The 26,395-nt window shown below is 68.5% G+C and carries 24 protein-coding genes and 1 pseudogene; 13 read left to right on the forward strand and 12 right to left on the reverse strand.

The window, feature by feature from the left end; genetic code table 11:
* Positions 1-11 precede the first annotated feature (11 nt).
* Positions 12-1,565: a GMC family oxidoreductase gene (locus tag OIE74_RS12885; protein WP_329382243.1), complete on the forward strand. Its 1,554-nt coding sequence runs from the start codon at positions 12-14 to the stop codon at positions 1,563-1,565.
* A 99-nt stretch (positions 1,566-1,664) separates the two neighbouring features.
* Positions 1,665-3,080 (forward strand): aldehyde dehydrogenase family protein, encoded by a 1,416-nt coding sequence (locus tag OIE74_RS12890; RefSeq protein WP_329382245.1) that lies wholly within the window; start codon positions 1,665-1,667, stop codon positions 3,078-3,080.
* A gap of 13 nt (positions 3,081-3,093) precedes the next feature.
* Here OIE74_RS12890 and OIE74_RS12895 read toward each other — a convergent pair whose 3' ends face one another.
* Both OIE74_RS12895 and OIE74_RS12900 read right to left on the reverse strand, forming a co-directional pair.
* Positions 3,094-4,131 carry a serine hydrolase domain-containing protein gene (locus OIE74_RS12895; protein WP_329382247.1) on the reverse strand — a complete coding sequence of 346 codons (1,038 nt, stop codon included), beginning with the start codon at positions 4,129-4,131 and terminating at the stop codon, positions 3,094-3,096.
* Between the two features lie 201 nt (positions 4,132-4,332).
* Positions 4,333-5,535 (reverse strand): serine hydrolase domain-containing protein, encoded by a 1,203-nt coding sequence (locus OIE74_RS12900; RefSeq protein ID WP_329382249.1) that lies wholly within the window; start codon positions 5,533-5,535, stop codon positions 4,333-4,335.
* Between the two features lie 343 nt (positions 5,536-5,878).
* Between OIE74_RS12900 and OIE74_RS12905 the strand changes: the two genes are divergently transcribed.
* Together OIE74_RS12905 and OIE74_RS12910 are read left to right on the forward strand one after the other, a co-directional pair.
* Positions 5,879-6,055 carry a hypothetical protein gene (locus OIE74_RS12905; RefSeq protein ID WP_329382251.1) on the forward strand — a complete coding sequence of 59 codons (177 nt, stop codon included), beginning with the start codon at positions 5,879-5,881 and terminating at the stop codon, positions 6,053-6,055.
* A gap of 152 nt (positions 6,056-6,207) precedes the next feature.
* Positions 6,208-7,866, forward strand: coding sequence for a PucR family transcriptional regulator (locus tag OIE74_RS12910; RefSeq protein WP_329382253.1), 1,659 nt, complete (start codon positions 6,208-6,210; stop codon positions 7,864-7,866).
* A gap of 26 nt (positions 7,867-7,892) precedes the next feature.
* Here the strand turns inward: OIE74_RS12910 and OIE74_RS12915 are convergent, their stop codons facing one another.
* From OIE74_RS12915 to OIE74_RS12925, 3 genes are all read right to left on the reverse strand, one after another.
* Positions 7,893-8,153 carry a hypothetical protein gene (locus tag OIE74_RS12915; RefSeq protein WP_329382255.1) on the reverse strand — a complete coding sequence of 87 codons (261 nt, stop codon included), beginning with the start codon at positions 8,151-8,153 and terminating at the stop codon, positions 7,893-7,895.
* 361 nt (positions 8,154-8,514) lie between these two features.
* Complete coding sequence (locus OIE74_RS12920; RefSeq protein ID WP_329382257.1) at positions 8,515-9,825, reverse strand: NAD(P)/FAD-dependent oxidoreductase; 1,311 nt, start codon at positions 9,823-9,825, stop codon at positions 8,515-8,517.
* 497 nt (positions 9,826-10,322) lie between these two features.
* Entirely contained in the window at positions 10,323-10,919 is a 597-nt protein-coding gene (locus tag OIE74_RS12925) for a TetR/AcrR family transcriptional regulator (RefSeq protein WP_443076094.1), read from the reverse strand.
* Positions 10,920-11,011: 92 nt separating this feature from the next.
* Between OIE74_RS12925 and OIE74_RS12930 the strand changes: the two genes are divergently transcribed.
* From OIE74_RS12930 to OIE74_RS12940, 3 genes are all read left to right on the forward strand, one after another.
* On the forward strand, positions 11,012-12,238 hold the full coding sequence (locus OIE74_RS12930; protein WP_329382261.1) for a metal-dependent hydrolase family protein: 1,227 nt from the start codon (positions 11,012-11,014) through the stop codon (positions 12,236-12,238).
* Positions 12,235-13,089 (forward strand): alpha/beta hydrolase, encoded by an 855-nt coding sequence (locus OIE74_RS12935; protein WP_329382262.1) that lies wholly within the window; start codon positions 12,235-12,237, stop codon positions 13,087-13,089. Before OIE74_RS12930 ends, OIE74_RS12935 begins: the two co-directional genes overlap by 4 nt.
* A gap of 141 nt (positions 13,090-13,230) precedes the next feature.
* Positions 13,231-14,601 carry an FAD-binding oxidoreductase gene (locus OIE74_RS12940; RefSeq protein WP_329392270.1) on the forward strand — a complete coding sequence of 457 codons (1,371 nt, stop codon included), beginning with the start codon at positions 13,231-13,233 and terminating at the stop codon, positions 14,599-14,601.
* 74 nt (positions 14,602-14,675) lie between these two features.
* Here OIE74_RS12940 and OIE74_RS12945 read toward each other — a convergent pair.
* A pseudogene (locus tag OIE74_RS12945) lies at positions 14,676-14,953 on the reverse strand (transposase); the annotation flags it as partial.
* A gap of 178 nt (positions 14,954-15,131) precedes the next feature.
* Positions 15,132-16,220 (reverse strand): redox-regulated ATPase YchF, encoded by a 1,089-nt coding sequence (gene ychF / locus OIE74_RS12950; protein ID WP_329382265.1) that lies wholly within the window; start codon positions 16,218-16,220, stop codon positions 15,132-15,134.
* Between the two features lie 344 nt (positions 16,221-16,564).
* On the opposite strand from ychF, the gene OIE74_RS12955 reads away from it, so the two are divergent.
* A complete protein-coding gene (locus tag OIE74_RS12955; protein ID WP_329382267.1) occupies positions 16,565-17,104 on the forward strand; it encodes a DUF6542 domain-containing protein in 540 nt (179 codons plus the stop codon).
* Between the two features lie 9 nt (positions 17,105-17,113).
* Here OIE74_RS12955 and ppgK read toward each other — a convergent pair whose 3' ends face one another.
* Entirely contained in the window at positions 17,114-17,851 is a 738-nt protein-coding gene (ppgK, locus tag OIE74_RS12960) for a polyphosphate--glucose phosphotransferase (protein WP_329382269.1), read from the reverse strand.
* A 34-nt stretch (positions 17,852-17,885) separates the two neighbouring features.
* The gene (locus OIE74_RS12965) at positions 17,886-18,914 is read right to left on the reverse strand and encodes a 4-hydroxy-3-methylbut-2-enyl diphosphate reductase (protein WP_329382271.1); all 1,029 of its coding nucleotides are present in this window, start codon (positions 18,912-18,914) and stop codon (positions 17,886-17,888) included.
* Between the two features lie 89 nt (positions 18,915-19,003).
* Here OIE74_RS12965 and OIE74_RS12970 point away from each other — a divergent pair, with 89 nt between their 5' ends.
* The 4 genes from OIE74_RS12970 (at position 19,004) to OIE74_RS12985 (ending at position 23,026) form a co-directional block, all read left to right on the forward strand.
* Positions 19,004-20,554: an APC family permease gene (locus tag OIE74_RS12970; RefSeq protein WP_329382273.1), complete on the forward strand. Its 1,551-nt coding sequence runs from the start codon at positions 19,004-19,006 to the stop codon at positions 20,552-20,554.
* A 130-nt stretch (positions 20,555-20,684) separates the two neighbouring features.
* On the forward strand, positions 20,685-21,893 hold the full coding sequence (gene xseA, locus OIE74_RS12975) for an exodeoxyribonuclease VII large subunit (RefSeq protein ID WP_329382275.1): 1,209 nt from the start codon (positions 20,685-20,687) through the stop codon (positions 21,891-21,893).
* A gap of 97 nt (positions 21,894-21,990) precedes the next feature.
* A complete protein-coding gene (locus tag OIE74_RS12980; protein WP_329382277.1) occupies positions 21,991-22,248 on the forward strand; it encodes an exodeoxyribonuclease VII small subunit in 258 nt (85 codons plus the stop codon).
* 187 nt (positions 22,249-22,435) lie between these two features.
* Positions 22,436-23,026 carry a malonic semialdehyde reductase gene (locus OIE74_RS12985; RefSeq protein WP_329382279.1) on the forward strand — a complete coding sequence of 197 codons (591 nt, stop codon included), beginning with the start codon at positions 22,436-22,438 and terminating at the stop codon, positions 23,024-23,026.
* A gap of 102 nt (positions 23,027-23,128) precedes the next feature.
* Here the strand turns inward: OIE74_RS12985 and OIE74_RS12990 are convergent, their stop codons facing one another.
* Positions 23,129-23,674, reverse strand: a complete 546-nt coding sequence (locus OIE74_RS12990; RefSeq protein WP_443076095.1) for a DUF4245 domain-containing protein — start codon at positions 23,672-23,674, stop codon at positions 23,129-23,131.
* A gap of 131 nt (positions 23,675-23,805) precedes the next feature.
* Here OIE74_RS12990 and glpX point away from each other — a divergent pair, with 131 nt between their 5' ends.
* Positions 23,806-24,837 carry a class II fructose-bisphosphatase gene (glpX, locus tag OIE74_RS12995; RefSeq protein WP_329382283.1) on the forward strand — a complete coding sequence of 344 codons (1,032 nt, stop codon included), beginning with the start codon at positions 23,806-23,808 and terminating at the stop codon, positions 24,835-24,837.
* A 118-nt stretch (positions 24,838-24,955) separates the two neighbouring features.
* On the opposite strand, the gene OIE74_RS13000 is transcribed toward glpX, so the two are convergent.
* Both OIE74_RS13000 and OIE74_RS13005 read right to left on the reverse strand, forming a co-directional pair.
* On the reverse strand, positions 24,956-25,330 hold the full coding sequence (locus OIE74_RS13000) for a WhiB family transcriptional regulator (RefSeq protein WP_329382285.1): 375 nt from the start codon (positions 25,328-25,330) through the stop codon (positions 24,956-24,958).
* Positions 25,331-25,559: 229 nt separating this feature from the next.
* Positions 25,560-26,228, reverse strand: coding sequence for a DUF1707 SHOCT-like domain-containing protein (locus OIE74_RS13005; RefSeq protein WP_329382287.1), 669 nt, complete (start codon positions 26,226-26,228; stop codon positions 25,560-25,562).
* Positions 26,229-26,395: the final 167 nt, after the last annotated feature.

Genomic DNA, 26,395 nt, shown 5'->3' on the forward strand with positions numbered 1-26,395 from the left:
AGGGAGGGATGATGCCCACGCCGGATGCCTCCGACGTCATCGTCGTCGGAGCGGGATCCGCCGGAGCCGCGCTCGCGGCCCGTCTCGTCGAGCGAGGGGCTCGCGTCCTTCTCATCGAAGCCGGCGACGACCATCGCTCCGCCGACCTCCCCGAGGTGTGGCGCTCCCCCAACCCCGTGACGGCGATCCTGCACACCGATCACGCCGCCTTCCTCTGGGAGGGGCACACTGCCACGCGAACCTCCGCGCAGGAGTCCTACTTCTACTGGCGCGGAAAGGGCATGGGCGGCAGCTCGACCATCAACGGCCAGATCGCGATCCGTCCTCCCGTCGAGGACTTCGACGAATGGGCCGCTGTCGGTTGCACGGGCTGGGGAGCCCGCGAGGTCATGCCTATTCTGATCTCGCTGGAAGCCGACGAGGACTTCGGTGATGCCGAGTACCACGGCACCTGCGGCCCCATCCCCGTCTACCGCGCCCCTCTCGAAAGTTGGGGATCGGTGGACCTTGCGCTGCGCGACGCCGCCCTCGCCGCAGGTTTCCCGTGGGCGCCGGACGTGAACGCACCAGGAGCCACCGGCGTTTCGCCCTATCCGGTCAACTCGCGCGGCTTTCGGCGCGTGACAACGAACGACGGCTACCTGGAGCCGTTGCGCGACAACTCGAGGCTGCGCATCCGCGCTCGCAGCCTCGTCGATTGCGTGCTCTTCGACGGCAGTCGCGCGGTCGGTGTGCGGCTCGCCGACGGCACGCCCCTGTACGCCGACCACATCGTGCTGGCCGCCGGTTCGACGGCGTCCCCCTCGATCCTGCTGCGGTCCGGTATCGGCCCCGCCGCCGACCTGGCGGCGCTGGGCATCCCGGTCCGCGCCGACGTCCCCGTCGGTCGGGGCCTCCAGGATCATCCGATGGCAGTCGTCAACCTCCCCTTGACGGAGGCGGCGTCGGCCGGGGCCAACGATCGGCACACCAACTGCTGCGTGCGGTATTCCAGCGGGCTGGTATCCGGCGGCAACGACATGATGATGGCGGCGCTCAACCAGAACGCCCTCGCGATGGCCTCCGCCGACATCCGGGCGGGGGCGGGAGCCGTGGGTGTGTTCGCCAACAGGGTCTATTCCCGCGGGCATCTCCGGCTGCGCAGCGCCGATCCGGTCGAGCAACCGTCGATCTCGCTCGGCATGCTGTCGGACCCGCGTGATCTGAATCGCCTCGTGGCGGGGGTGAGCATGCTCGTCGGCCTCGTCGATCACGACGCCTTCGATCAGATCTCGGACGGGGATCTGTGGCGCATCAACACGGAGTTGCGTGCGGCCCTCGACGGCCCGGAGTCGGCTCTGCGGAAGTACCTGCGCGAGACCGTCGTCGACACGCAGCATCCGACGAGCACGTGCCGGATGGGCGATCCGGCCTCGCCCGACACAGTCGTGGACCCCGAGACGAGGGTTCTCGGCGTCGAGGGCCTGCGCGTTGCCGACGCGTCCGTCTTTCCGTTCGTGCCACGGGCCAACACCCATCTGGCCACCGTCGCCGTCGGCGAGCACGTCGCCCGGCTGATGCGCTAGGGCCTTGTGAAGGAGCGACATTCAACGTGCGTGCCGGGCGTCGCGACGCTGCGGATGTCCGTCGGAAGGTCCCTGGTCCCATAACCCCGAGGAGATCCGGTGCAGTATCTGAAGAATTTCATCGACGGCGCACCTGTCGGCCCCAAGACACCCGAGTTCCGCGATGTGATCACCCCGTACACGGGAGAGGTCATCGCCAAGGTCCCGGTCGGATCAGTGGCCGACGTAGGGGCCGCTGTGCGCTCGGCGGCCAAGGCACAGCCGGGGTGGGCGTCTCTTTCTGTGGCGGATCGGCTGCGGCACCTCCGCGGCGCGGCGCACGTGCTGCGGAGCCACGTGCGCGAGCTCGCCGAGTTGGAGAGCAGGGAGATGGGAAAGCCCGTCCCACTGGCGGAGCAGATCGTGTCAGCCGCGATCAATGGACTCCTCTCCAGCACCGATCAGGCCGAGTCCTACCCTTTCATCGCCGACGTGTCAGCTCCCGGGGAGACGTCGTGCACCGTCGTCGAGCGAAAGCCGCGCGGGGTGGTCGCGCTCGTGGTGCCGTGGAACTTCACCGTGTCGTCGATCCTCGGCCCACTGGGGCCACTTCTCGCCGCAGGCAATACCGTCGTCGTGAAGCCCTCCGAGAAGGCTCCCCTCTCAGCGTCTCGGCTCGCCGAACTCCTCGGTCTCCCGCCCGGGGTGGTCTGCCTCGTCCACGGCGATGCCAGAGCGGGGGCGCCGCTCGTCGACCACGAGCTGATCGCGCTCGCGCATTTCACAGGATCTGTCGAGGCCGGCCGTTCCGTCTCGGTCGCCGCAGCCCGCCGTCTCCAGCGCTCGGTCCTGGAGCTCGGCGGCAACGACCCGGTCATCGTCGACGCCGGCGTTGATGTCGTCGCGACCGCGAAGGCGGTCGCGATGTCCTCATTCATCAACAGCGGCCAGATCTGCACTTCGAGCGAGCGGGTCTTCGTCCACCGCGAGGTCGCCGAAGACTTCGTTCGTGAACTCGTGGCGGCGGCGGAGTCCTACCCCATGGTCTCTGCTGCCGACCACGCCGGTCTGGGCCCGATGGTCGACGACGCGCAGCGCAACACCGTGCACGCACACGTCACCGACGCCGTCGCACGCGGTGCGACGGTGCGGTGTGGCGGGGAGATCCCCGACCGACCGGGCTTCTTCTACCCCGCGACCGTGCTCACCGGCGTCACGCCGGAGATGCGGATCATGCAGGAGGAGACGTTCGGCCCCGTCGCGCCAGTCATCGTTGTCGCCTCTTTCGACGAAGCTCTCGCGCTGGCGAACGGAACCAGCTTCGGTCTGGCGGCGACGGTCTACTCGCACGACGAGCGGAACCTGCGCCGATGCGCGGAACTCAACGCCGCGATCGTATGGATCAACGAGTGGCAGGGGGGTGGCGTCAACATGGTCTACGAACCGTGGGGCCTGAGTGGTGTGGGGATCACCGGTGGCGCCGCCTCGTTCGACGCGGCGACGCGTCCGGTCTCGATCGTCACCCCCTTGGCGTGAAGAGATTCCGAGCTCACGCCGACGGCGTGTGGAGCTGCGTGCGGACGAACGCGGCGAGCGAGTCGGCCGCACCGTCGTCGACGTTCGTCAGCACGACGAGGGTCGTTGCCGTAACGGGGTCGTAGGCGGCGAACGACTGGAAGCCGGGCAGTTCGCCGTTGTGGCCCCACATACCGGAGAAGGCGGCGATCCCGAGTCCGTAGCGGATGCCGTCCGCGACCGGCTCCATGTCCGTACGCTGCTGCTGTGTCCGAGTCTCCAGGAGTACGCCGCGTGCCAGCGCCTCGACGTACACCGCCAGATCGCCCGCAGTCGAGACGGCACCGCCAGCCGCCCATGCCCATGACGGGTTGATCGCGGTGGCGTCGACAAGGTCCTCCCGCCGCCGGTGGTAGCCGCGCACGCTCGGCCGCGGCAGCGCCGAGAGCCCCGAGGCTGGCGGCGGCAGTTCAGTGTTCTCCAGTCCCAGCGGATCGAACACCATGCGGCGGGCGACAAGCTCGAGACTGTCGCCGGCCGCCGCCTCGATCAGCAACCCAAGCAGGATGTACCCGCTGTTGCAGTACTCCCAGGACGTGCCCGGCTCGAAGCGCTGCTCACCCCCGAAAGCGACCTCGAGGAGCTCGCCGGGTGTCCACTGTCGTTCCGGGTGGTCGAGGAGCGCGGCGACGAAATCCTCGGAGGTGTAGTCGGAGAGCCCCGACGTCATGTTCAGCAGGCGCCGCACGGTCACGCCAGGGGGGACGGGTGCTGGAAGGTAGTCCCTGATGTCGGCGTCGAGCTGCACACGACCTTCGTCGACGAGCCTCAGCACGACAGTCCCCACCATCGTCTTCGTGATGCTTCCGATGCGCATGGGACTGTCGGCCGCCAGGGGAACGCCCGTGTGCACATCCTCGACGCCCAGCCCGCGTGTGACCGAGCCGAGAAGGGGCGTGCGGGCGTGGACGATCGCCCCGGGGATCAACAGGCGGCGCCGCTCGGCGTCCACGGAAGCGACGAACTCCTCGCCGAGTATCCGGGTTGTATCGGGAATTAGCGGTCCGGGCATCCTGTTCCATCCCTGCCTTTCGGTGGCCTCCTGCCAGGATGGCCGAGTGTCGGCCCCCGCCGCTCGTGCGAACAACCGAACTTTCCCGGCCGTCCTCGTCCGCTCGGACGGCCGGGACCGTACCGTGCTCTGCCATTACCGCGCCCCGTCACAACAACTGGGCCAACCCGATACGGGACCAACTCCCGCAGGACGCCATGGCTATTGGTGCCGTGGGGCGAGAGCCTTCGCTTTGTGCGCCGAAAGCGTCTTGTAGACGGTTCCGGCGAGGTCGGGCAGCGTGTCCTCTTCGCCGACGGCGCTGTTGACCGCGACGGCGATGATCATGCCACTCTTCGGGAAGTACATGTGCAGCACCCGGCTGCCGAAAGTGGCCCCCTCATAGAACCAGACCGTCCCGGCCACGGGATGGGCGTACTTCACGACGCCGAGCCCGAAACCGACTGGATCGTCGGCCGTGACCGTCTTGATGGGCTTACTCGTCTTCATCGAGACCAGGGACCTCAGCTCGCGCTGCTGCGCCGCAGGCAGCAGTCGACCGCCGTACAGTGCCCGGTCCCAGGTCGTCATGTCCTTCAGCGAACTCACCAGGCCACCCGCCCCCTGCGCCCAGGACAGGCCAAGCGGCGGAAGCGGCTTGTTGAAATGCTTCGGCAGGACGGAGTGGGTGGAGTACGGCGTCGCCATGTGTGAGGCCGTGTCCGGAGGGCAATCCGGGGGTAGACAGGTGTCGTTCAATCCGAGTGGCTCGATGATGCGCTCGGCGAGCTGGTCGGAGTACGTGTCGTGTGACGCTCGTTCGACGATCATCTGCGCGAGGAGGTAATTCGTATTCGAGTACTCGTACTTCGCCGACCCCAGTGGCAGGCCCTCCACATAGGACATTAGGCGCTCCAGTGTGAAGTGCGTGGACGGATCGGCGTCGAAGTCCTGGAGGAAGGCGCTCTGTTCGGTGTAACCGGGGATGCCGCTGGTCATCGACAGCAGTTGTTTGATGGTGACATCGCGCCACGCCGGATACTGGGGAAGCCACTTTCCCAGCTTGTCACGCAGGGACAGCTTTCCCTCGGCCTCCAGCTGAAGCAGCAGCACGGATGTGAACGCCTTGCTGTTGCTGCCTATCTGATACAGCACTTTGCCAGTCGCCGGTCGACCGCCGCCGTAGCGCGTCGTCCCCGCACTGACCGAGACATCAGGTCGCTGATCGGCGTAGGTCACTCGAAGGGAGACCGCCGAGAAATGGTCTTTCGTGCCCTGAGCGTCCAGGTACTTCTCAAGGTCACTCCGGAGTGACGCGGTGACGCTGCGAGAGGGGCGCTCCTCAGCATTCGCGACGCCCAGCCCGCGCCCCGACACCGTCGTCATCCCCGAAACAAGCGCCGTGGTGACCGTCGCCAGCACCACGAGGCGCTTCCCTTGCCGACCACGATTCCGACGAATCCCGTACCTCATTGTCGCCATTCCTCTCTCGGATTAAGCAGAATCGGTAATGATGATCACGCTATGCGGCGAAGGGGCGGCAGGTAATCGGGGTAACCCCCCTCTTCGTAGACGCGCTGGCCCCCTCGTGAGCTGGCTCGAAGCATTGCGAAGAGCCGATTGATCACGAGATCGCACAGACCGTAGTACCGCTGTACGAAGGGGAGCTCATGGCTTCGTTTCATCGGCCAATGCCCGTTGGGGGAATGCCGGGGTTCGATGGCTGAGCGCGGCCGACAGCACATCACGACGACCCCGGGGATCTCCGATGAACGAACCCGACACCGACAGGACGCCGCCTACGGCGTCCGACTCCGTGACGGGCATCGTCGGCCCGCCGGACGCTTTCGGGGACGTCGGTGAGGCCGCCCTTGGCCACGGCGCTGTCCACTTCACCGGCGAGAGCGGCGAGGCGGACGACGCCCCCGGTATGGACGACGAGTAAAGCCGGTGTACTCAGCGCACGATGCGTGATGCCCTCATGCGCGCTTGGCGATGCCGGAGGAAAACAGGGTGGCCCCGCCAAGACTAGAGCCTGCACCGAGATGGGCTGAAGTGACGCGTGTACCGCCCTCCTCGCATGTCGGTGCCCCGAGGGTGCTGCTGAAATGTCTGGACGACTCGGGCCTGACCCTCCTGAGCAGCCATCCGCAGTCCGCCAACGCTCCACAGGATGCACTGGTATGGATCCCGTTCGACAAGGTTGCCTCCTTCACGCAGCGGATCAACGACTTCACGCAAGACACCGATGGCGGCGACCCGAAGCAGGCTCCGCTGGTGGCCAACATTGAGCAGATCCACCGGGCGCTGCTGGAGCACCTCTGGCAGGAGAGTCAGGACCTGCCCCCCTTGCACGAGGAGCGGTGGTGGGAGCTGTGGTTCGATCCGCGGATCACGCCGATCGATCCGGTCATCACACTGCGAGCCCTGGCCGACGAGCGGCAGTGGCGCATCAGAGACCGGGCGATCCGGGTAGGCGAACGCCTATACAGTGCCGAGATGGTTTCGGAGCTGCAGCGACTTGTCGACGCGTTCGGTGCCCGCCTTGGTCGGTCGATCGCCATCGACGACACGCGACTCAAGCTGCTCGCGTACAACGCGCACACCGGCGACGTGGACGACGCCCGGATCGATTCGGTCATGCACCGTGGTGCGTCGACCGCGCTGGTCGCGCACGTCTGCGAGCAGGGCGCTGCCCAGGCTTCCGATGTCTTCACTCTGCCGCCGTGCCCCCAGATCGGCATCACGATGGAACGGATCGGCATGCCGATCCGCTATGACGATTCCCTGCTCGGCTACGTATGGCTGATCGGCTCCGATGGCCCTGTCGGCGACCGGGCCGTCGAGTTGCTGCGCGAGGCGGCTGCGCAAGCCGCTCTGGTCCTGCACCGCGGCTACCTTGGCGTCGAAGTGACTCGCAGCCATGCCAGGGAGCTGGTCCGCGACCTGATCGCCCCGGACCAGGCACTCCGGACGGAGGCGGGTGCCGCGCTCGTCGAGGAGGGACACGCCGTGGCCGGCCCGGTCACCGTCCTGGTAGCCATGGTGGCGCGCGAAGAGGGCGAGCCTCTGGCTGAAGAACGCCGTCTGGCCCTGGAGTTCGCTGTCGACCGCTGTCGACGACGGCTTCCCCCCTCGCGCGGATTGGCCCTGACGCGTCCGGATCACGCGCTTCTGCTGACGATCTGGCCTGGGGCACGTTCCCAGGTCATCGAGCGCAATGCCGCCGAGCTCGCCGAGGTGCTGCGCGAGAAGCTGGTCGCAGAACTCGGCCTGGGACGGGCCGCCCTGTGCTGGGTAGGCGTAGGCGGGCCACGCCCACGCCTCACGGAGGCTCACTCTTCCTACGAGGAAGCCCGCCGCGCTGCCGAGGTCGCCCGTATCACGGGCACCCTGGGTCAAGTGGTGGCTCATGCGCAGCTGGGCGTGTACGCGCTATTGGGCAAGCTCACCCCCGACGAGCTTGCCGAGGGCATCCACCCGGGGCTGCACTCCCTGCTTTCAAACCCCGTGCACCGTGGGCTGGTTGAAACCCTGCGGGTGTATCTCGATCACACCGGCGATGCCCAGCATGCCGCCACCGCCCTACATGTCCACCGCTCCACACTCTACAAACGGCTGCATCGCGTTGAGCAGCTCACTGGACTGCGACTGGACGTCGGCGATGACCGACTGGCCGCGCATCTCGGCCTGAAGATGGCGGAGTTGAACCCGCGCTTGCCGAGCTCGATGAAAGCGCCGGACGTGGTGTTATGAGCACGGGCAGCAGCCAGGCAACGTTGCTACGGTTGCCGCAGGACCTGCGGCGTTCGCCGTGCCGTCGCCCCCGTGACGCGCACGAGCCTGCCCAGTGCCGCAAGGAGATGGTCAAGGCGCTCGGGATCTGTGCATACTACGGCGCTGAAGACGGACGTGCCTGCGGGCCTGCGCCGGAAGCTCACCTCGTGGATGTCGGCGTTGCGGCTGTGCAATGTCGCCATGATGCGGAGCAACGTTGACCGGTTGCCCGGCACCAGGTCGGCCGAGACGATGTAGTGGTCCATGCGGGTGGGCTCCTTCAGCTGGGTGTGCTCTCCCCCGTCTGGCGGCTGATGCGCTGCCGGACGGCCGCGAGCGCGCCTGACCGGCCCCCGGCGGCCCGGACCGCGACCGCGGGACAGGTGACACACCCCCACCACACCGGTCGTTGACTCCAGCAGAGAAGAGAACTGCTGCTGACGCTTTCGGGGGCGGCAACGGCGAGCAGGATCCGCCAGCTCGTCGAAGACATCGCTGGTGACGCTGATGTGCGCTTCGCACAGTGCGTGGGGTTGCCCAGCTCCGGTTCGCCAGGTTTGCACAGGTGGTCGACCGCCGGGTACGAGGCCATCCTCTTCGACGGGGAACCCGGCTCAGCGGCCAGCGTCAGCCGAGGACTGTGCCCGTGGATGGGGCCGGCCGACGGCGGCGTGAGAACGCACCGAGGTCGATGGTTCGGCCGGTGTGTTCGCAGGTGTGCGTGAGCGCACTCCGGTCGTGGTCGTGCCCGCCTTCGACACCGTGGATCAGGGTGGTCATGAGGCGGCCCACCAGAGGGGCGTTCTTGAACTGGTTGCCGCTGGTGCCTATGGCCACGTAGAAGCCGGCGAGATCCGTTCGGTCGTATACGGGGGTCCAGTCGTCGGTCACGTCGTACACGCCTGCCACACCACGAGGCTTGTTGGGAACGCGCAGGCCGGGCAGTCGGCGAGCCGCCCGCGTCACCTGCGTCCTGAACTGCGACACGGTCGGAAGGGGACTCCCGTCGTCAGGATCGTCGAGCCATTCCAGCGGGTCGCACTCGGGTTCCGTGCCGCCGACGAGCAGGAACTCCCTGCCCTCGGGCCGTATATACGTGCCGAGGTCCATATCGGCCAGCACCGGTGCGTGCCCGTCGCCGCCGGCGTCGTGGTAGCCGGCGGGCGCCGCTATGTGGTGCACCTCCTGGCGCAGCGGCCGCAGACCGACGGTGAAGTCTCCGCCCACTTCGGCGAGCCGGTTCAGCTGTCCCGACCATGGGCCGGCCGCGTTGACGACCACCCCGGCGGACAGTTCGGTTCCGCCCTTGAGGCGGACCCCTCGCACGCGTCCCCCGCGTCGCATCACCGCGGTGACGGGGGTCTTCCACCGGAAGGCGGCTCCGTGCCGCTGGGCCGCCGTAGCAAGGTTGTGCGCGGCGAGTTGCGGGTCGTCGACAAAGCCCCCGTCGGGTGTGTGGAGAGCACCGAGCCGAGCGGACGCGTCGGCGAAGAACTCGTCGTCGTCCACGGGGCGGGGCGGGAAGTACCGGCCGGTGTCCACGGCGGGCAGCCGCCTGGACAGCTCTCGTGCACTCCATTTCTCGTACGGGACACCGACCTTGTCGAAGTGTCCCGTGAACAGGCCGCAGGGTGCGAAGTCCACGTCCAGCAGGGTGACGCCGCAGCGGTTGAACGCTGCGAGGGGTTCACTGGCGGGTGCTTGGAGATGGTCGCGCCATGCTTCCCAGCAGTGACGGGACTCCCAAGCGGCGTTGACGCCCGCGATCGTGGGATAGGTGAAGCGGACCACGGCGCTCGATGCGCTGGTGGAGCCGTTGCCCGCGCCGCCGAACTTGTCGACCACGACGACCCGCAGACCGCTCCGCACCAGTTCGAGAGCGATGGAGGATCCGATTACCCCGGCCCCGACGACGACAGCGTCTGTGCTCTCAGCCATGTTCCAACCCACCTTCTCGTTGCCGGACCAGACGGTTCCTCTGGCGGCGCGGAGGGTCGCCGCTCCGCCCGTTGTCCGCACATTACGCAGGTCAGAGTCCATGTTCCGGCGACTGTTGTCGCCACTTTCTGTCGTCGTACCCAACAGTTGTCGCGCGCGTGTGCGCCGATGCCCAGCTGTCAGAACCCACCATGAGACTGGCAGAGGCGGGAAAGGACTGGCTGGTGAGGTCGTATCCCGCGGCGACCTCGGATGGTTCGAGAGCCAAGTCGTGCGCTCCTCGGCGGTCACCGTGAGGACATCCCCGTCATAGACGGGGCCACAAAGGTGAGGTCGGCTCCGGACGCGACAGCTGAGCAGACCTCCCTTCGTGTAAACCGAACATTCCGTCAGCACGTGGAAAGGTGAAGCAACCGATGGTCGAGGCTGCTTGTCAGTGCGTCTGCGGACAGGGTCCGAGGGATCAGGTGAGTCGGCGGCAAGGGCCGGGGGCCTGCTTAACGCTCCGGACGTGATCGTGGAACGGATTGGCCCTCTCGCATGCGCAGGATCAAGGTGACCGCGTCCTCCGAGCAGGTTCCTGGAGTCAGGACTTCCTGCAGGAGGAGGCCGCGAATCGCGGCAATGGTGACGGTGGCCACATCCCGCGCTTCCTTGGTGTCGAGCCCTTCGCGTTCCGCGAGTGAGGACAGCATCACGGTCAGGTCGCCGATCGACTCCACGAACTCACGGAAGTCCTCGGGGCCGTACGCGGCCAGTCCGGCGACGTAGAAGAAGCCGCGGGCACGCGACAGCTGCTCCGGCCGGGTGTAGGTACGCCAGATCGCCTGAACGAAGTCGGCGAAGGTGCCCTGCTGGGCGGCCTCCAGAAGTGCCTCGTTGTCACGGGATCGCTGCGCGTTGAGCATGGCGGCCAGGACGCCCGAGAGTGACCCGAAGTGGTATCGCAACAGGGCGTGGCTGGTCTCGATCCGGGCGGCGATCTCACGGAGCGACATCTCCGGCGTGGGAAGGGCCTCGCCGAAGGCGTCGAGAAGCCGTGCCAGGAGTCGCTCGCGCGCGCTGCCCTTGCGTTCCGAGGTTGACAGGATCACTCCCACAGTTTATCCATTGGAAAAGAAAGTTCGGCGGTTCCGTGTTGCTTCGCACATGGTCGCAGTCAGCTCGCAACGGCGGAGGATCGACCATGGGACCTGCTCATGTAGTCGGCGCGACGGTCGTCGACGGATCGGGGCGCGATCCCGGCCAAGTCGACATCACCATCGAGAACGGCGGCATCACCCGACTCGGTGCCTCCAGCGCGCACGGCGAGCGTCTCGATGCCGAGGGATTGACGATGACGCCCGGCCTGATCGACGCCCACGTCCACCTGGGCCTGTCGAGCCCGATCCAGCCGCACTTCTCGTTTCAGATCAGCGCCGCCGAGATCGCGGCGGACATCTTCGCCACGGCCGGCGCGACGCTCGACGCCGGCTTCACCACCGTTCGCGACACCGGCGGGATCGACGGCGGTGTCGTCACCGCGATCGCGAAGGGCAAGGTCAGAGGGCCGCGCGTCCTGTCCTGCGGACCTGTTCAGTGCCAGATCGGCGGGCACGGCTACTACGGAGCCGACTGGGAACCCACCGAGCTGTGGAGCAGCCACCACATCCCGGGCCTGTGCGCCCTCTCGATGATGGCGGGCAACGCGGACGAGCTGCGGCGCAACGTCCGTGAAGCCTTCCGTCGCGGAGCGTCCTTCCTGAAGCTCTGCGTGACCGGCGGAGTGGTGGGCGCGCATGATCGGCTGACCGACACCCAGTTCACCGTCGACGAGATCGCTGTCGCGGTTCAGGAAGCTGCGGCACGGAACACCTATGTGACAGTTCACGCCCACAACAACGAGGGCATTCGCAACGCGGTCGAGGCCGGTGTGCGCTGTGTCGAGCACGGCACCAGCCTCGACGAATCCACAGCGACGCTGATGGCCGCTCGCGAGGTTGCCCTCGTACCCACGTTCGCCGTCGTCGAGCAACTGCTGCACGACACCGCCGGAGCCGGTCTCGCCGAGTCGGCCCGCGACCGGGCCAAGGGCGTACGCGAGCAGATGACGGAGGCGCTCGCTGTCGCCAAGCAAGCCGGAGTGCGGATCGGGCTGGGTTCCGATCTCATCGGTCCGGCCCAGGGCCGTCGCGGCAGAGAACTCAGCCTGCGCGCAGCCCTTGAGACGCCGATGGAAGCTCTCGTGGCGGCGACGCGGACCAACGCCGAGATCCTCGGCCTGTCCGGCCAGGTGGGTGTCATCGCTCCCGGCGCGCAGGCAGACCTCGTTCTCTGGAACGGCAACCCGCTCGAAGACCCAGACCTGTTCTCCGACCCCACCAACGCCGTCCTCGTAATCCAGGCCGGCCAGATCGTGAAGGACCTCAGATGAGCACCATGTGGCAGGGCTGCCTCCCCCACACCGACTACTTCGAGATGCGCTCCAGCGGTGGGCACGACTACGGCGTCTGGGTCACCACGCCACCGGGCTACGACCCTGCCGCTGCGCAAGCGCCTGTCGTGTACGTGCTCGACGGCAACTGGGCCGTGGGCATGACCGCCCCACTCATCGTCACCCAACTGGACCCCATGCAGCCGATTCAGCCCTACATCCAAGTCAGCGTGGGGTACGCGGGCGAGGAAGCAGAGCACTGGGAGCGGTTGCGCAACCGAGACCTCGTGCCCCCCGGCGAACCCATCGCGAAGGAGTTCGTCGACGCGGTGGAGATGGGGGTCGAAGGGGGCACGATGACTCGCGAGCAAGCCGACGCCTACCTCGCTGAATTGAGCGACAGCCGCGGGGATATGTTCCTGAACTTCCTTACCGACGACCTGCACCCGCGGATCGAACGCGACTACGGCACAGCCCCGAGCGGTCACGGCCTCTTCGGCTATTCCTACGGCGGACTCTTCAGTCTCTACGCCTGGCTCACCAATAACACCTTCTTCGAGAGCATCGGCGCAGGCAGCCCCGGCATTATCAATGCGGACAGTCAGGTCTTCGCTCGTCTTCAAGCAATGGGTGACACCCTGCCCGCTACCAAACTTCACGTGACCTTCAACGACCGCGAGATCCTCGGAGACCTGGCGGTCTACCAGAATCTCTCGAAGAACGCGGCCACGTTCCTTCACCGCCTCACCTCACGCAGCGGATCCGTCACCAGCGCACTCATGCGCGATACACACGTGACTGGGCTGCAGGCATCGTTCCTCAGCTACCTCAGGACCTGCCGTGCCCAGTAAGCCTGGACGCCGCGGCTCTGCCTGACCGCCGCGCTGGGCGGCGGCGTTCCTGGCCAGTGCCGCCGCCCCGAGTTCCTGTTCTCTGGAGGTGTGCGGGTGACCGAGCGGGACTTCGCCAGCACGACGCCCCCTGCCGTGGGTATCGCCGAAGCACTCAGGCGACGGCTGCCCGCTGGCCGGGTGGTGACTGATCCGGACATCGTCGCCGGTCTCTCCCACGACCAGGCGGTGTGGGCGCCTGTCGGCCGAGCGGTGGCCGTCGTGCGCGCCAAGAGCACCGACGAGGTCCGGACCGTGGTTCGTGCGTGCCTGGAGCAAGGAGTCCCGTTGGTTGCACGCGGCGCCGGTACTGGATTGTCGGGGGGCGCCAATGCCGTCGAAGGCGGCGTGATCCTCGCGCTGGACGGCATGGATCGGGTGCTGGAGGTCGACGAGCTGGAGCGCCTCGCCGTCGTGCAGCCCGGTGTGGTCAACGACGACCTGCGCGCCCATGTAGCGGCGCTCGGCCTGTGGTACCCGCCAGACCCCGCCAGTTCGCCCTGGTCGACCATTGGGGGAAATGTCGCGACGAACGCCGGCGGAGTGTGCTGCGTCAAGTACGGCGTCACTCGCGACTATGTCATCGGTTTGGAGGTCGTGACCGGCACGGGCGAGGTGGTCCGGCTCGGGCGCCGTACGTCGAAGGGGGTCGCCGGCTACGACCTTGTGGGCCTCATGGTCGGTGCCGAAGGCACTCTTGGCGTCGTCACCGAGATCACGGTCCGGCTGCGACGCCTGCCTCCGGCCGGCGTGACCGCCGTCGGCTACTTCGACAGCGTCGGGCAGGCCGGTGACGCGGTGCGTGCGACGGCTGCCGCCGGGCTGCGGCCGGCCGCGCTGGAACTCGTCGACCGGCACTGCCTGCGCGCGGTCGATGCCTGGAAGAACATGGGGCTCTCCGCCGAGGCGGCCGTGGTCCTCCTGGCCCGCTTCGACGACGATGGCCCCGCCGCCGAGGAGGGCGCCCGTCGGATGGTCGACTGCTTCCGCGGGGCCGGCTCTACCTGGGCGGACCGGTCGGAGACAGAGGAAGAGGCCGAGATGCTCTTCGCGGCCCGCCGGCTGGCCTTCCCCGCGCTCGAGCGGCTGGGGCCGGTACTCACGGAGGACGTCTGTGTGCCCATCGGGGCGGTGGCGGAGATGCTTGCCCGCATCGACCGGACCGCGGAGAGGCACCGGATCACCATCGCTAACATCGCGCACGTCGGCGACGGCAACTTGCATCCGCTGCTGGTGACGGAACACGGTGACGCGGCGGCTCAGGTCCGGGCCCGCGCGGCGTTCGACGACATCATCGCGGACGCCCTTGAACTGGGTGGGACGCTGACTGGTGAGCACGGTGTGGGACTGCTCAAGCGCCCCGGCCTCACCCGTGAACTCGGCCCGGCCGTCCTGGAGATGCATCGCGCGGTGAAGCGTGCTCTCGACCCGGCCGGGATTCTCAACCCTGGCAAAGTTTTCGGACCGGCATGACCCCTTGGCCAAGTAGGGGGCATCTCATTTGGCGAGTCTGCGGTAGCAGATGAGGGTGCAGGCGATGCTGGCCCGGAGAGCCATTGCCGCAGGTGACGGTAGTCGTAGCCCTTGTCGGCGTGGAGCTTGCCTGGCTTGCGGCGGCGAGGTCCTCGGCGGGATCGAATCGGAGGTATGCCCTTCACCAGCGGGATCAGGGCCTGGCTGTCGTGAACGTTAGCGCCGGATATCCCGACGGAGATGGGCAGACCGGTCCGCTCGGTGATCAGATGGATCTTCGACCCGTACTTGCCCCGGTCGACAGGATTCGGGCCTGTCAGGTCCCCCTTTTCAGGGCCCGCATGTTCACCGAACTGAAGGAGCTGAGGCGCCGCACCGGACCGAACTGGGTGGTCGATCTACCTGATGAGGCCGTCCTCCGTGACCGCCTCATTTTCGAGGCTGCCACGGAAGACGGCAGTGATCGTGGGGGCCACCAGTCGCATTTCATACGGAGATCTCATTTCCCCAGATCAGCGACGTGGTGGAATTCATACATTGAACCTGAACTCCACCACGTCGCCGTCCTGCATCACGTAGTCCTTGCCCTCCATGCGGGCCTTGCCCTTGGCGCGGGATTCCGTGACCGAGCCCGCTTCCACCAGGTCGGCGAAGGAGATGATCTCCGCCTTGATGAAGCCCTTCTGGAAGTCCGTGTGGATCACGCCCGCCGCCTCGGGGGCCGTCGCGCCCTGTTTGATCGTCCAGGCGCGGGTTTCCTTCGGGCCTGCCGTCAGGTACGTCTGGAGGCCCAGGGTCGCGAAGCCGACGCGGCCCAGGGTGGCGAGGCCCGGTTCGTCCTGGCCCATGGACTGGAGCAGTTCGAGGGCCTCGTCGTCGTCCAGTTCGATCAGTTCGGACTCGATCTTGGCGTTCAGGAAGATCGCCTCGGCCGGGGCGACGAGGGCGCGCTGTTCGTTCTTGAAGTCCTCGTCGACCAGTTCGTCCTCGTCGACGTTGAAGACGTAGAGGAAGGGCTTGGTGGTGAGCAGGTGCAGCTCATGGAGGAGCCGGCCCTTCTCCGTGCCCGCCGAGATGCCCGCGGCGAAGAGCGTCGTGCCGGCTTCGAGGATCTTCTGGGCCTCCTCGACCGCCGCCAGGACGGCGACCTTCTCCTTCTGGAGGCGGGACTCCTTCGTCAGCCTCGGGACGGCCTTCTCGACCGACTGGAGGTCGGCGAGGATCAGTTCGGTGTTGATCGTCTCGATGTCGTCCTTCGGCGAGACCTTGCCGTCGACGTGTACGACGTTCTCGTCCTTGAAGGCCCTGATGACCTGACAGATCGCGTCGGACTCACGGATGTTCGCCAGGAACTTGTTGCCCAGGCCCTCGCCCTCCGACGCGCCGCGCACGATGCCCGCGATGTCGACGAAGTCGACGGTGGCGGGGAGGATCTTCTGCGAGCCGAAGATCCCGGCGAGGACGGCCAGGCGCGGGTCGGGGACGCCGACCACGCCCACGTTGGGCTCGATCGTGGCGAACGGGTAGTTGGCCGCCAGCACGTCGTTCTTGGTCAGGGCGTTGAACAGGGTCGACTTGCCGACATTCGGCAGACCGACGATTCCGATCGTGAGCGACACGTTGGCGACTTCCTGAAGTGAGGACCTGGAGTGAGGACCGGCTGGGCCTGTACGGCGGGGGTGGCCGCCCGGACGGGGGCCGATCCCCCAGTTTACGGGCGCCCCGCCCCCGCGGCGGACGGCAGTCGGTACGGCAGATGGCGGCATCCGGCGGCGCGACACGCCCAGCCTCCGTCGAACGCAACGCCAAGGTCGTCCAAAGGGCGTGTCCATCGCCTGAATCCGACACCCATGCGACCTAGGTTGATCCGGTGGAGCAGCACAGGACACGTCCCCCCCAGCGCCGGCCGCGGCCTGCGCAGAGCCCTCTCCGTCCGCGAGGCGCCGGCGGTGAGGCCGCCGCCGTGTACCGGGTTCCCGCGCCGACCACGCGCCGGGTGCCGCCTGTCGTGCTCACCCTGCGCAGACTGCCGAATCCCCGGCTGACCGGGCTGGGCGCCGGGCTCTTCGCCGCCGCCACGATGTTCGTGATCGGGTGCCTGGACGAGCTGCTGTTCGACGGGGAGCCGCTGGTCTACGGGGTGCTTTTCCTGCCTGTCAGTGCCTTGGCCGCGCTCTGGGTACGGACCGCCGATCTGGTGACCGCCCCGATCACCGTGCCGATCGCCTTCGCCTTCGGCACCCTCCCGATCTCCGGCGGGACCGGCGGTTTCGGCGGGCAGACGATGGCCGTCGTCACCGCGCTCGCCGTACAGGCGGGCTGGCTGTACGGCGGCACGCTCGTCGCCGGGCTCATCGCCTCCGTACGGAAGGTGCGTCAGATGGGCCGTCGGCAGCGCGCACGCGACCTGGCCGCGCGCGGCGGCGGCCAGGGAACGGGGACGGCGACCGGGACCGGGACGGGGACAAGCGCCAAGGCGGGCGCCGTCGCCCGCCGCGGCTGATTCCCCTTCTCAGTGCTCCGCGGCCGTCATCGCCGCACCCACGATGCCCGCGTTGTTCTGAAGCTCCGCCGGAACAATCTCCGCCTTGATGCCCTCGATGAGCGGAATGAACCGGTCCGCCTTGCGGCTGACCCCGCCGCCGATGATGAACAGTTCCGGCGAGAACAGCATCTCCAGGTGCGCCAGATACTTCTGCACCCGGTGCGCCCAGTGGTGCCAGCTGAGGTCGTGGTCGTCCTTGGCCTTGGTCGACGCGTGCTTCTCCGCGTCGTGGCCGTTCAGCTCCAGATGACCCAGCTCGGTGTTCGGCACGAGCCTGCCGTCGATGAAGAGGGCGCTGCCGATCCCCGTACCGAAGGTCAGCAGGAAGACGGTGCCCTGGCGGCCCTTCCCCGCGCCGAAGGTCATCTCGGCCACCCCCGCCGCGTCCCCGTCGTTGAGGATCGTGACGGGCAGGCCCAGCCGCTCGCCGAGCAGGCTGCCGGCGTCCGTGTCGATCCAGCGCTTGTCGACATTGGCCGCCGTACGGATCACCGACCCCGTGACCACTCCCGGGAAGGTGACGCCCACCGGGCCGGACCAGTTGAAGTGCTCGACCACCTCGACGACGCGGTCGGCCACCTCGTCGGGGGTGGCCGGCTGCGGGGTGAGCACTTTGTGACGCGGCTCGGCCAACTCGCCGCGTTCCAGGTCCACGGGCGCGCCCTTGATGCCAGAGCCGCCGATGTCCACTCCGAAGACGTTCATGGACGCAACGTTACGGGGAGATGACCAAGCCCCTCTACTTCTCGGCCAGGTGTGCGGCCTCCGCCCGCAGGTCACGGCGGAGTTCCTTCGGGAGCGAGAAGACGATCGACTCCTCGGCCGCCTTGACGATCTCGACGTCCTCGAAGCCGTACGTGGTGAGCCACTCCAGGACACCCTCGACCAGGATCTCGGGGACGGACGCGCCCGAGGTGACCCCGACCGTGCTGACGCCTTCCAGCCACGCCTCGTCGATCTCGTCGGCCGAGTCCACGAGATGGGCGTCGCGGGAGCCCGCGCCGATGGCGACCTCCACGAGCCGTACGGAGTTGGAGGAGTTCTTCGAGCCGACGACGATGACAAGGTCCGCGTCGGCGCCCATCTGCTTGACGGCGATCTGCCGGTTCTGCGTCGCGTAGCAGATGTCGTCGCTCGGCGGTGCGATGAGCAGCGGGAACTTCTCCTTGAGTTTGTCGACCGTCTCCATCGTCTCGTCCACGGAGAGCGTCGTCTGCGAGAGCCAGACGACCTTGGACTCGTCGCGCACCTCGACGTTGGCGACGTCGCCGGGTCCGTCGACCAGCGTGATGTGGTCGGGAGCCTCGCCGGAGGTGCCGATGACCTCTTCATGGCCGTCGTGGCCGATCAGCAGGATGTCGTAGTCCTCGTTGGCGAAGCGGACGGCTTCCTTGTGGACCTTGGTGACGAGGGGGCAGGTCGCGTCGATGGTCGCGAGCTTGCGCTCGGCCGCCTCGTCGTGGACGACGGGGGCCACGCCGTGCGCGGAGAACATGACGATCGATCCCTCGGGGACCTCCGCCGTCTCCTCGACGAAAATCGCGCCCTTCCGCTCAAGGGTCTGCACGACATACTTGTTGTGGACGATTTCGTGGCGGACATAGATCGGCGCCCCGTACTGCTCCAGAGCTTTCTCCACGGCGATCACGGCGCGGTCGACGCCCGCGCAGTAACCACGGGGCGCGGCGAGCAGGACGCGTTTGCCGGCGCGGCGCGCGGCGTCTCCACTGGGGGCGGCGGCGGGCGACGGGCTGGGCGTAGCAGTCATGTCCACCATCGTAAGGCCGTCCAGAAGAGGCGGAAGATCACCTGTCGGGCCGACACTGAGGCCCTGAGTGATCGACGGAGGGACGCGCGATGGCCGGCAGCGGTGCGGACGGTTCGGGCGGTGCGGGGGATGCGGGGGATGCGGACGCTTCGGGTGGTTCGGACCCGCGTACGGGCGGCGACGGTGCCGGCGGCTTCGACCTGGATCCGGGACCGGACCTGAGTTCGGACGTACCTGCGGGCGTACCCGGGGGCGGGCACACGGGCGGGCACGGCGAGGCGGGGGAAGTACCGGGCGAGGACGGCGGGCTGCGGCGGACTCTTGGATTCCGCGATCTCGTCGTCTACGGGCTTCTGTTCATCGCGCCCATGGCGCCCGTCGGCGTCTACGGCACGCTCGACGCCAAGTCGCACGGCGCCGTCGCGCTGGTCTACGTCTGCGCCACCGTCGCGATGGCCTTCACCGCCTTCAGTTACGCGCAGATGATCCGGGTCGCGCCGCAGGCCGGCTCGGTCTTCGCGTACGCGCGCAAAGGGCTCGGCGAGGGGCCCGGGTTCATCGCCGGGTGGATGGCGATGCTCGACTATCTGCTGATCCCGGCCGTGGCGTATCTCTTCGCGGGCATCGCGATGGAGGCGCTGGTGCCCTCCGTCGACCGGTGGATCTGGACCGGGATCGCTGTCGTGATCACCACGCTGCTCAATCTCTGGGGTGTACGGGCCGCCGCGCGTGTCGGCTTCTTCGTACTCGCCATGGAGATCGTGGTGCTGATGGTGTTCGTGGTGTCGGCGATCGTGGTGCTCGTACGGGACGGGGCGACGCGCGGCTGGCTGTCCCCCTTCACCGGCGATATGGACTTCTCCATGACGGCGGTCCTCGGCGCGGTGTCGGTCGCCGTGCTGTCGTATCTGGGCTTCGACGCGATCGCCTCCTTCGCCGAGGAGGTGACGGGCGGTTCGCGGAAGGTGGCGCGGGCGGTGCTGTTCTGTCTGGTGCTCGCCGGTGTGCTGTTCATCGCGCAGACGTATCTCGTGGCCCTGCTCGAACCGCTCAGTTCGGCGCAGCTGGCCGCCGACCCGGTCAAGCAGGGGTCGGCCTTCTACGACGCCGTGGACGCCTCCGTAGGAACGTGGCTGCACGACCTGGTCGCGGTGAGCAAGGCGATCGGCGCCGCGTTCGCCGCGCTGGCGGGGCAGGCAGCCGCCGGACGGCTGCTCTTCGCGATGGGCCGCGAACGGCGGCTGCCGCGGCTGTTGTCCCGTACGGACGCGGGGACGCCCCGGGTGGCGCTGCTGCTCGCGGCGGTGGTGACCCTCGTAGCCGCCGTGTGGGCGGCCAGGACCGGCGACGGGCTGGATCATCTCGTGTCGGTGGTCGACATCGGGGCGCTGACGGCGTTCATCCTGCTGCACGCGTCGGTGGTCGGGTGGTTCGCGGTACGGCGCATGGAGGGCCGGCCGCGGATCATGGCGCATGTGGTGCTGCCGGTGGTCGGCGCGGCCGTGCTGGTCGCGGTGATCGTGGAGGCGGCGGGGACGGCGCAGGTGGTGGGCGCGATCTGGCTGGCGATCGGACTGGTGGTGCTCGCGGTCCAGTGGCGTCGCGGCCGGGTCGCGCCGAAGGATCCGTCGATTCCATAGGGTCCGTCGAGTCCCGCCACCCGTCGCGTACGTCGCGTGCGCCGCGCCCGTCCCCCACGTCCCGTAGGGACGGGACGAGCCCGCCCCGGCGTGGGCCGCGTTGTCAGAGGCGGCCGATACGCTCGTCGGTATGGCTCTCAACACGTCCGCGGACACCCCGCTGCCCGTCGGGGAGGTGTCGCGCCTCATCGGCGGCTGGATCGACCGCCTCGGCGCCATCTGGGTCGAGGGGCAGATCACCCAGCTGTCGCGCAGGCCCGGCGCCGGGGTCGTGTTCCTGACGCTGCGCGACCCGTCGTACGACATCTCGGTGAGCGTCACCTGTTACCGGCAGGTCTTCGACGCGATCGCCGACGTCGTGTCCGAGGGCGCGCGGGTCGTGGTGCGCGCGAAGCCGGAGTGGTACGCGCCGAGGGGGCAGCTGTCGCTGCGGGCCACGGAGATCAAGCCGGTCGGCATCGGCGAACTGCTCGTCAGGCTGGAGCAGTTGAAGAAGTCCCTGGGCGCCGAGGGGCTGTTCGCCGCCGATCGCAAACGCCCGCTGCCGTTTCTGCCGCAGCTGATCGGCCTCGTCTGCGGGCGGGCGTCGGCGGCCGAGCGGGACGTCCTGGAGAACGCGCGGCGGCGCTGGCCCGCCGTCCGCTTCGAGGTGCGCAACACGGCCGTGCAGGGCGTCAACGCGGTGAGTCAGGTCGTCCAGGCGGTCAAGGAGCTGGACGATCTGCCCGAGGTCGACGTGATCGTCGTGGCGCGGGGCGGCGGCAGCGTGGAGGATCTGCTGCCGTTCTCGGACGAGCAGTTGGTACGAGCGGTGGCCGACTGCCGTACGCCCGTCGTATCGGCGATCGGGCATGAGCCCGACTCACCGTTGCTGGACCTGGTCGCCGACGTACGGGCGTCGACGCCCACGGACGCGGCGAAGAAGGTCGTGCCGGACGTCGGCGAGGAGCTGGACCGCGTACAGGCGCTGCGCGACCGCGCCCTGCGGACGGTGCGGGGGCTGCTCGACCGGGAGGAGCGCGGGCTCGCCCACGCCCTGGCCCGGCCGGTGATGGAGCGCCCGCACCGGATGGTGGAGGAGCGCGGGAGCGAGATCGACGCGCTGGCCGACCGCAGCCGGCGGGTGCTGCGGCATCTGCTGGACCGCGCGGACTCGGAGCTGTCGCACACCCGGGCGCGCGTGGTCTCGCTGTCGCCGGCCGCGACGCTGGAGCGGGGATACGCGGTGCTCCAGCGGCCGGACGGGGCGGTCGTCCGCTCCCACTCGGAGGTCACGGCGGACCAGGAGCTGCGGGCGCGGGTGGCGGAGGGCGAGTTCACGGTGCGGGTCACCGAATGAGCCGCGGGCACGCGGCGGGGGCGGGGGCGGCCGGTCCTCGTGCACGCCCGCTTCTTCACGTATGTCGTTGTCGTAGACCGCACATAGGGTGGATCACATGGCCAAGAAGGACAGCGGGACAGCAGCGGCCGCCGGCGCGGACGCGCTCGGCTACGAGCAGGCGCGGGACGAGCTGATCGACGTCGTACGGCGCCTGGAGACCGGCGGCACGACCCTGGAGGAGTCGCTGGCCCTCTGGGAGCGGGGCGAGGAGCTGGCCAAGGTCTGCCGCCGCTGGCTGGACGGCGCCCGCGCCCGCCTGGACGCCTCGCTGTCGGACCCGGAGCCCGCACCGGCGCCCGGCCCCGAGGCCTGAGGCTTCGGGCCTCGGGGCCACTCGGGCAGTGGTCACCGGCCGCCGTCGCAAGACCCCATTGTCAACATCATGTGAAGCGGGCCACGACAGCCCGATTTTTGTTGAAGATTCATATACCAGGGCGTACGTTGGCAGAGTCGCTCGATCGATCATTTGATCGCTCTGCCCGTTCGGAAGGTACGCCCCGATGTCCCTCGTTCTCGACCCCGCCACCCAGGACCTCCTCTTCCGCGAGGCCCGTACGGCCAACACTTTCACCGACGAGCCGGTGACCGAAGAGCAGATCCAGGCGATCTACGACCTCGTGAAGTTCGGCCCCACCGCCTTCAACCAGACGCCGCTGCGCGTCGTCCTGGTCCGCTCCCCGGAGGCCCGCGAGCGCCTCGTCCAGCACATGGGCGACGGCAACAAGGCCAAGACGTCCACCGCGCCGCTGGTCGCGATCTTCGCCGCCGACAACGAGTTCCACGAGGAGCTTCCCGAGCTCTTCCCGGCCTTCCCCGCGGCCAAGGACGCTTTCTTCTCCGAGCGTCTGGTGCGCGAGCAGAACGCCGGCATGAACGCGGCTCTCCAGGCCGCCTACTTCATCGTCGGCATCCGCGCCGCCGGTCTGGCCGCCGGCCCGATGACGGGCTTCGACCACGCCGGCGTCCAGAAGGAGTTCCTGGACGGCGACCACACGCCGCTGATGATCGTGAACATCGGCAAGCCCGGCGACGACGCCTGGTTCGCGCGTTCCCCGCGCCTGTCCTACGACGAGGTCGTCACGACCGTCTGAGCGGCGCGTCCCGTCGGTCGGGAAGGACCGCTTCCCCCCTGCGCCACGACGAGGCCGCCGCCCCTCTCCGGGACGGCGGCCCTGTCCTCGCTCTCGAACCGCTCAGGCCTCGCCGGAGCCGGCAGCCCCCGCGGACTCGCCGCCCGGCTCCAGCGCCTCCGCCATCTCGACCAGCCGCTCGTACGGCGCCGTGCCCGTCACCACCGTCGTCGCCCCGTCCCCGGTGCGCACCAGGGCGTCGTACTTGGGGCCTTCCCACCGCTGCCACGTCTCGCCGGCCACCCGCGCGGTCTTCCCGGTGTCCTCGGCGTCGTGCGTGACCTCGGCGATGTACGTGCCCGCCGGATCCGTCGACTGCTCCACAGCCACGTACTCACGGTCGGGATCCTGGAAACCGAGGTGCCAGGAGTTGCCTTCCTGTCGCGCGTACGACACGGACGTCGGCTTCCATGTCGTGGGAAGACCCTCGGGGGCCAGCACCGGATAGGGTGCCGCGCGCTGCGCCGTCGTCAACTCGACCCGGTAGTCGACCGCCTTGAGGGGATCCGCGTCCTCGTCGTGCGGGTTGGCGAGGTAAATCACCCCGGCGACGGCGACGATGACGCCCATCGACAGGAACATGTCCCGTACCGACTGTTTGACTCGCATACCTGCCACCTCCCCATAGTCGCATCAAGGGTTCACGCTCATACGTGGGCCCCTCTGCTCATTTTGTCGGCGTACAGATAGAGTCACAGCACCCTCATTCCGGCCGTCGCCGTACAGAAAGGTGCGTTCCGATGACCGAGCATCAACTCCCGCCTCCGCTGGAGGTCTCTCCGGAGGCCCCCGACCGCAACCTCGCCCTCGAACTCGTCCGGGTCACCGAGGCCGCCGCCATGGCGGCCGGCCGCTGGGTGGGCCGAGGCGACAAGATCGGCGCGGACGGTGCGGCCGTGAACGCCATGCGCACCCTCGTCTCGACCGTCTCGATGAACGGCGTCGTCGTCATCGGCGAGGGCGAGAAGGACGAAGCCCCGATGCTGTTCAACGGCGAGCGGGTCGGCGACGGCACCGGTGCCGAGGTCGACATCGCCGTGGACCCGATCGACGGCACCACGCTCAACGCCAAGGGCATGAACAACGCCATCGCCGTCCTCGCGGCGGCCGACCGGGGCACGATGTTCGACCCGTCGGCCGTCTTCTACATGGACAAGCTGGTGACGGGACCCGAAGCCGCCGACTTCGTGGACATCACGGCGCCCGTCTCGGTCAACATCCGCCGCGTCGCCAAGGCCAAGAACTCGTCTCCCGAGGACGTCACGGTGGTCATCCTCGACCGCCCCCGCCACGACGGGATCGTCAAGGAGATCCGCGAGACGGGAGCGCGGATCAAGTTCATCTCGGACGGCGACGTGGCCGGCTCGATCATGGCCGTACGCGACGGCACGGGCGTCGACCTGCTGATGGGCATCGGCGGCACCCCCGAGGGCATCATCTCGGCGTGCGCGATCAAGTGCCTGGGCGGCACGATCCAGGGCAAGCTCTGGCCGAAGGACGCCGCCGAACGGCAGCGGGCGCTGGACGCCGGGCACGACCTGGACCGGGTGCTGTCGACCAACGACCTGGTCAGCGGCGACAACGTGTTCTTCGTCGCGACGGGCATCACGGACGGCGAGCTGCTGCGCGGGGTGCGGTACCGCTCGGAGACCGCGACCACGCAGTCCATGGTCACGCGCTCCAAGTCCGGCACGATCCGGCAGATCGACTCGACGCACCGGCTGTCGAAGCTGCGCGCCTACAGCACGATCGACTTCGACCGCGCGAAGTAGGCCCGGCCGCCGAGAAGCACCTGAAGCCGGTACGCGTGAAACCGGGGCGCCCCTGCCTGTGCGGCAGGGGCGCCCCGGTCACAGCCGATCGGGACAACTCATCGGGCGGGACGGGCGGTCAGCCCGCCGCGGCGATCCGGCCCGTGGCCGCCGCCGCGTTCCGCAGCTCCACCTCACGGCGCCGGCGGCGCGCCAGGACCACCCGGCGCTCGGCGGCCGTCAGGCCGCCCCACACCCCGTACGGCTCGGGCTGGAGCAGTGCGTGCTCCCGGCAGTCGACCATCACCGGGCAGCGGGCGCAGACCCGCTTCGCGGCCTCCTCACGCGCCAGCCTGGCGGCCGTCGGCTCCTTGGAGGGGGCGAAGAACAACCCGGCTTCGTCCCGGCGGCACACCGCCTCTGTGTGCCAGGGTCCGGCCTGATCCTCCCGAGCGGGACTCCGCTGAGGGGGTACGGCGGCGACCTGCAGGGGCTGATGCGGCATTGACAGCACGGTCCACTCCTGACGACGGCTTCGCGAGCGAGAGACGATGCAGCAGTCCCTACCCGCTGTACGCGCGCCTAAGCACTGAGTGGCACTGAGATGCGATGTGCGGAATCGTGTGCGGAATGCCGAGCAACCGTGCCCGGCCTGGCCGAAAGCCGCCCCGGCCGGACCTCAACCGGAACCGGAATCGGAACCGGCCGACGGCCGGGCGCACCCGCGCCCCCGTGTGCGTGGATCAGTGGCCCAGGTGCTTGCGCAGCCGCCTGTTGAGGTCCGCGATGAACTTCCCGCGCTTCGGCCTGGCTTCGATGCTGCCGAAGACCGAGTAGCCGTTGACGACCACGACCGGGGCGTCCGGCTGGGTGCCCTCCAGCGTGCGGACCTCGAAGTTGCCGAAGACGCCGGTGCCACCACCGCGCAGGGAGATGTTCTCCGGGACCCGCACCTCGATGGAGCCGAAGATGGCGGTCGCGTTGATCACGGTCGTGCGCTGGCCGAAGATCGCCTCGGTCAGATCGATCTCGATGTTGCCGAAGAGGGCGAAGGCGTTCGTACGACGGCCCACCCGCCAACGTCCCTTGCGGGTCGAGCTGCTGAAGACCGCGACCATGTTGTCGGCGGGCTCGGTCTCGTCGTCGGGGCCGTACGTGTGGGGTGACGCGGCCGGCCCCGCGGTGGTGGAGGTCGCCGGCAAGTCCCTGACCAGCGGCTCCAGTTCGCCCATGGTCTTGGCGCGGTAGACGGCGTCGATCCGCTCGGAGTGCTCCTCGGCATCCAGGCGACCGAGCGCGAGGGCTTCCCTGAGGATGTCGGCGATCCGGTCTCGGTCGGCGTCGGAGGCCCGGATCGCGGAGTCGGGCTCCGCCGGTGCGACCGGCTTCTGGGAGTGCTTTTCGAGGTCCACCGCACCAGAGTAGCGAAACGCGATAGATCGCGACTAGGTGCTGTCCGGTGGGTCTTGGCGGGGCCCAACGGCGACGCGCCCCCCTCCTACTGAGTCTCACCTCACCCCGTCCGGCCGCGCGTCACGTCTTACGCTGAGAGGCGCGCTGCCCGACGAAGGTCAGCCGC

It is taken from the genome of Streptomyces sp. NBC_01716 (assembly GCF_036248275.1).
GTDB lineage: Bacteria > Actinomycetota > Actinomycetes > Streptomycetales > Streptomycetaceae > Streptomyces.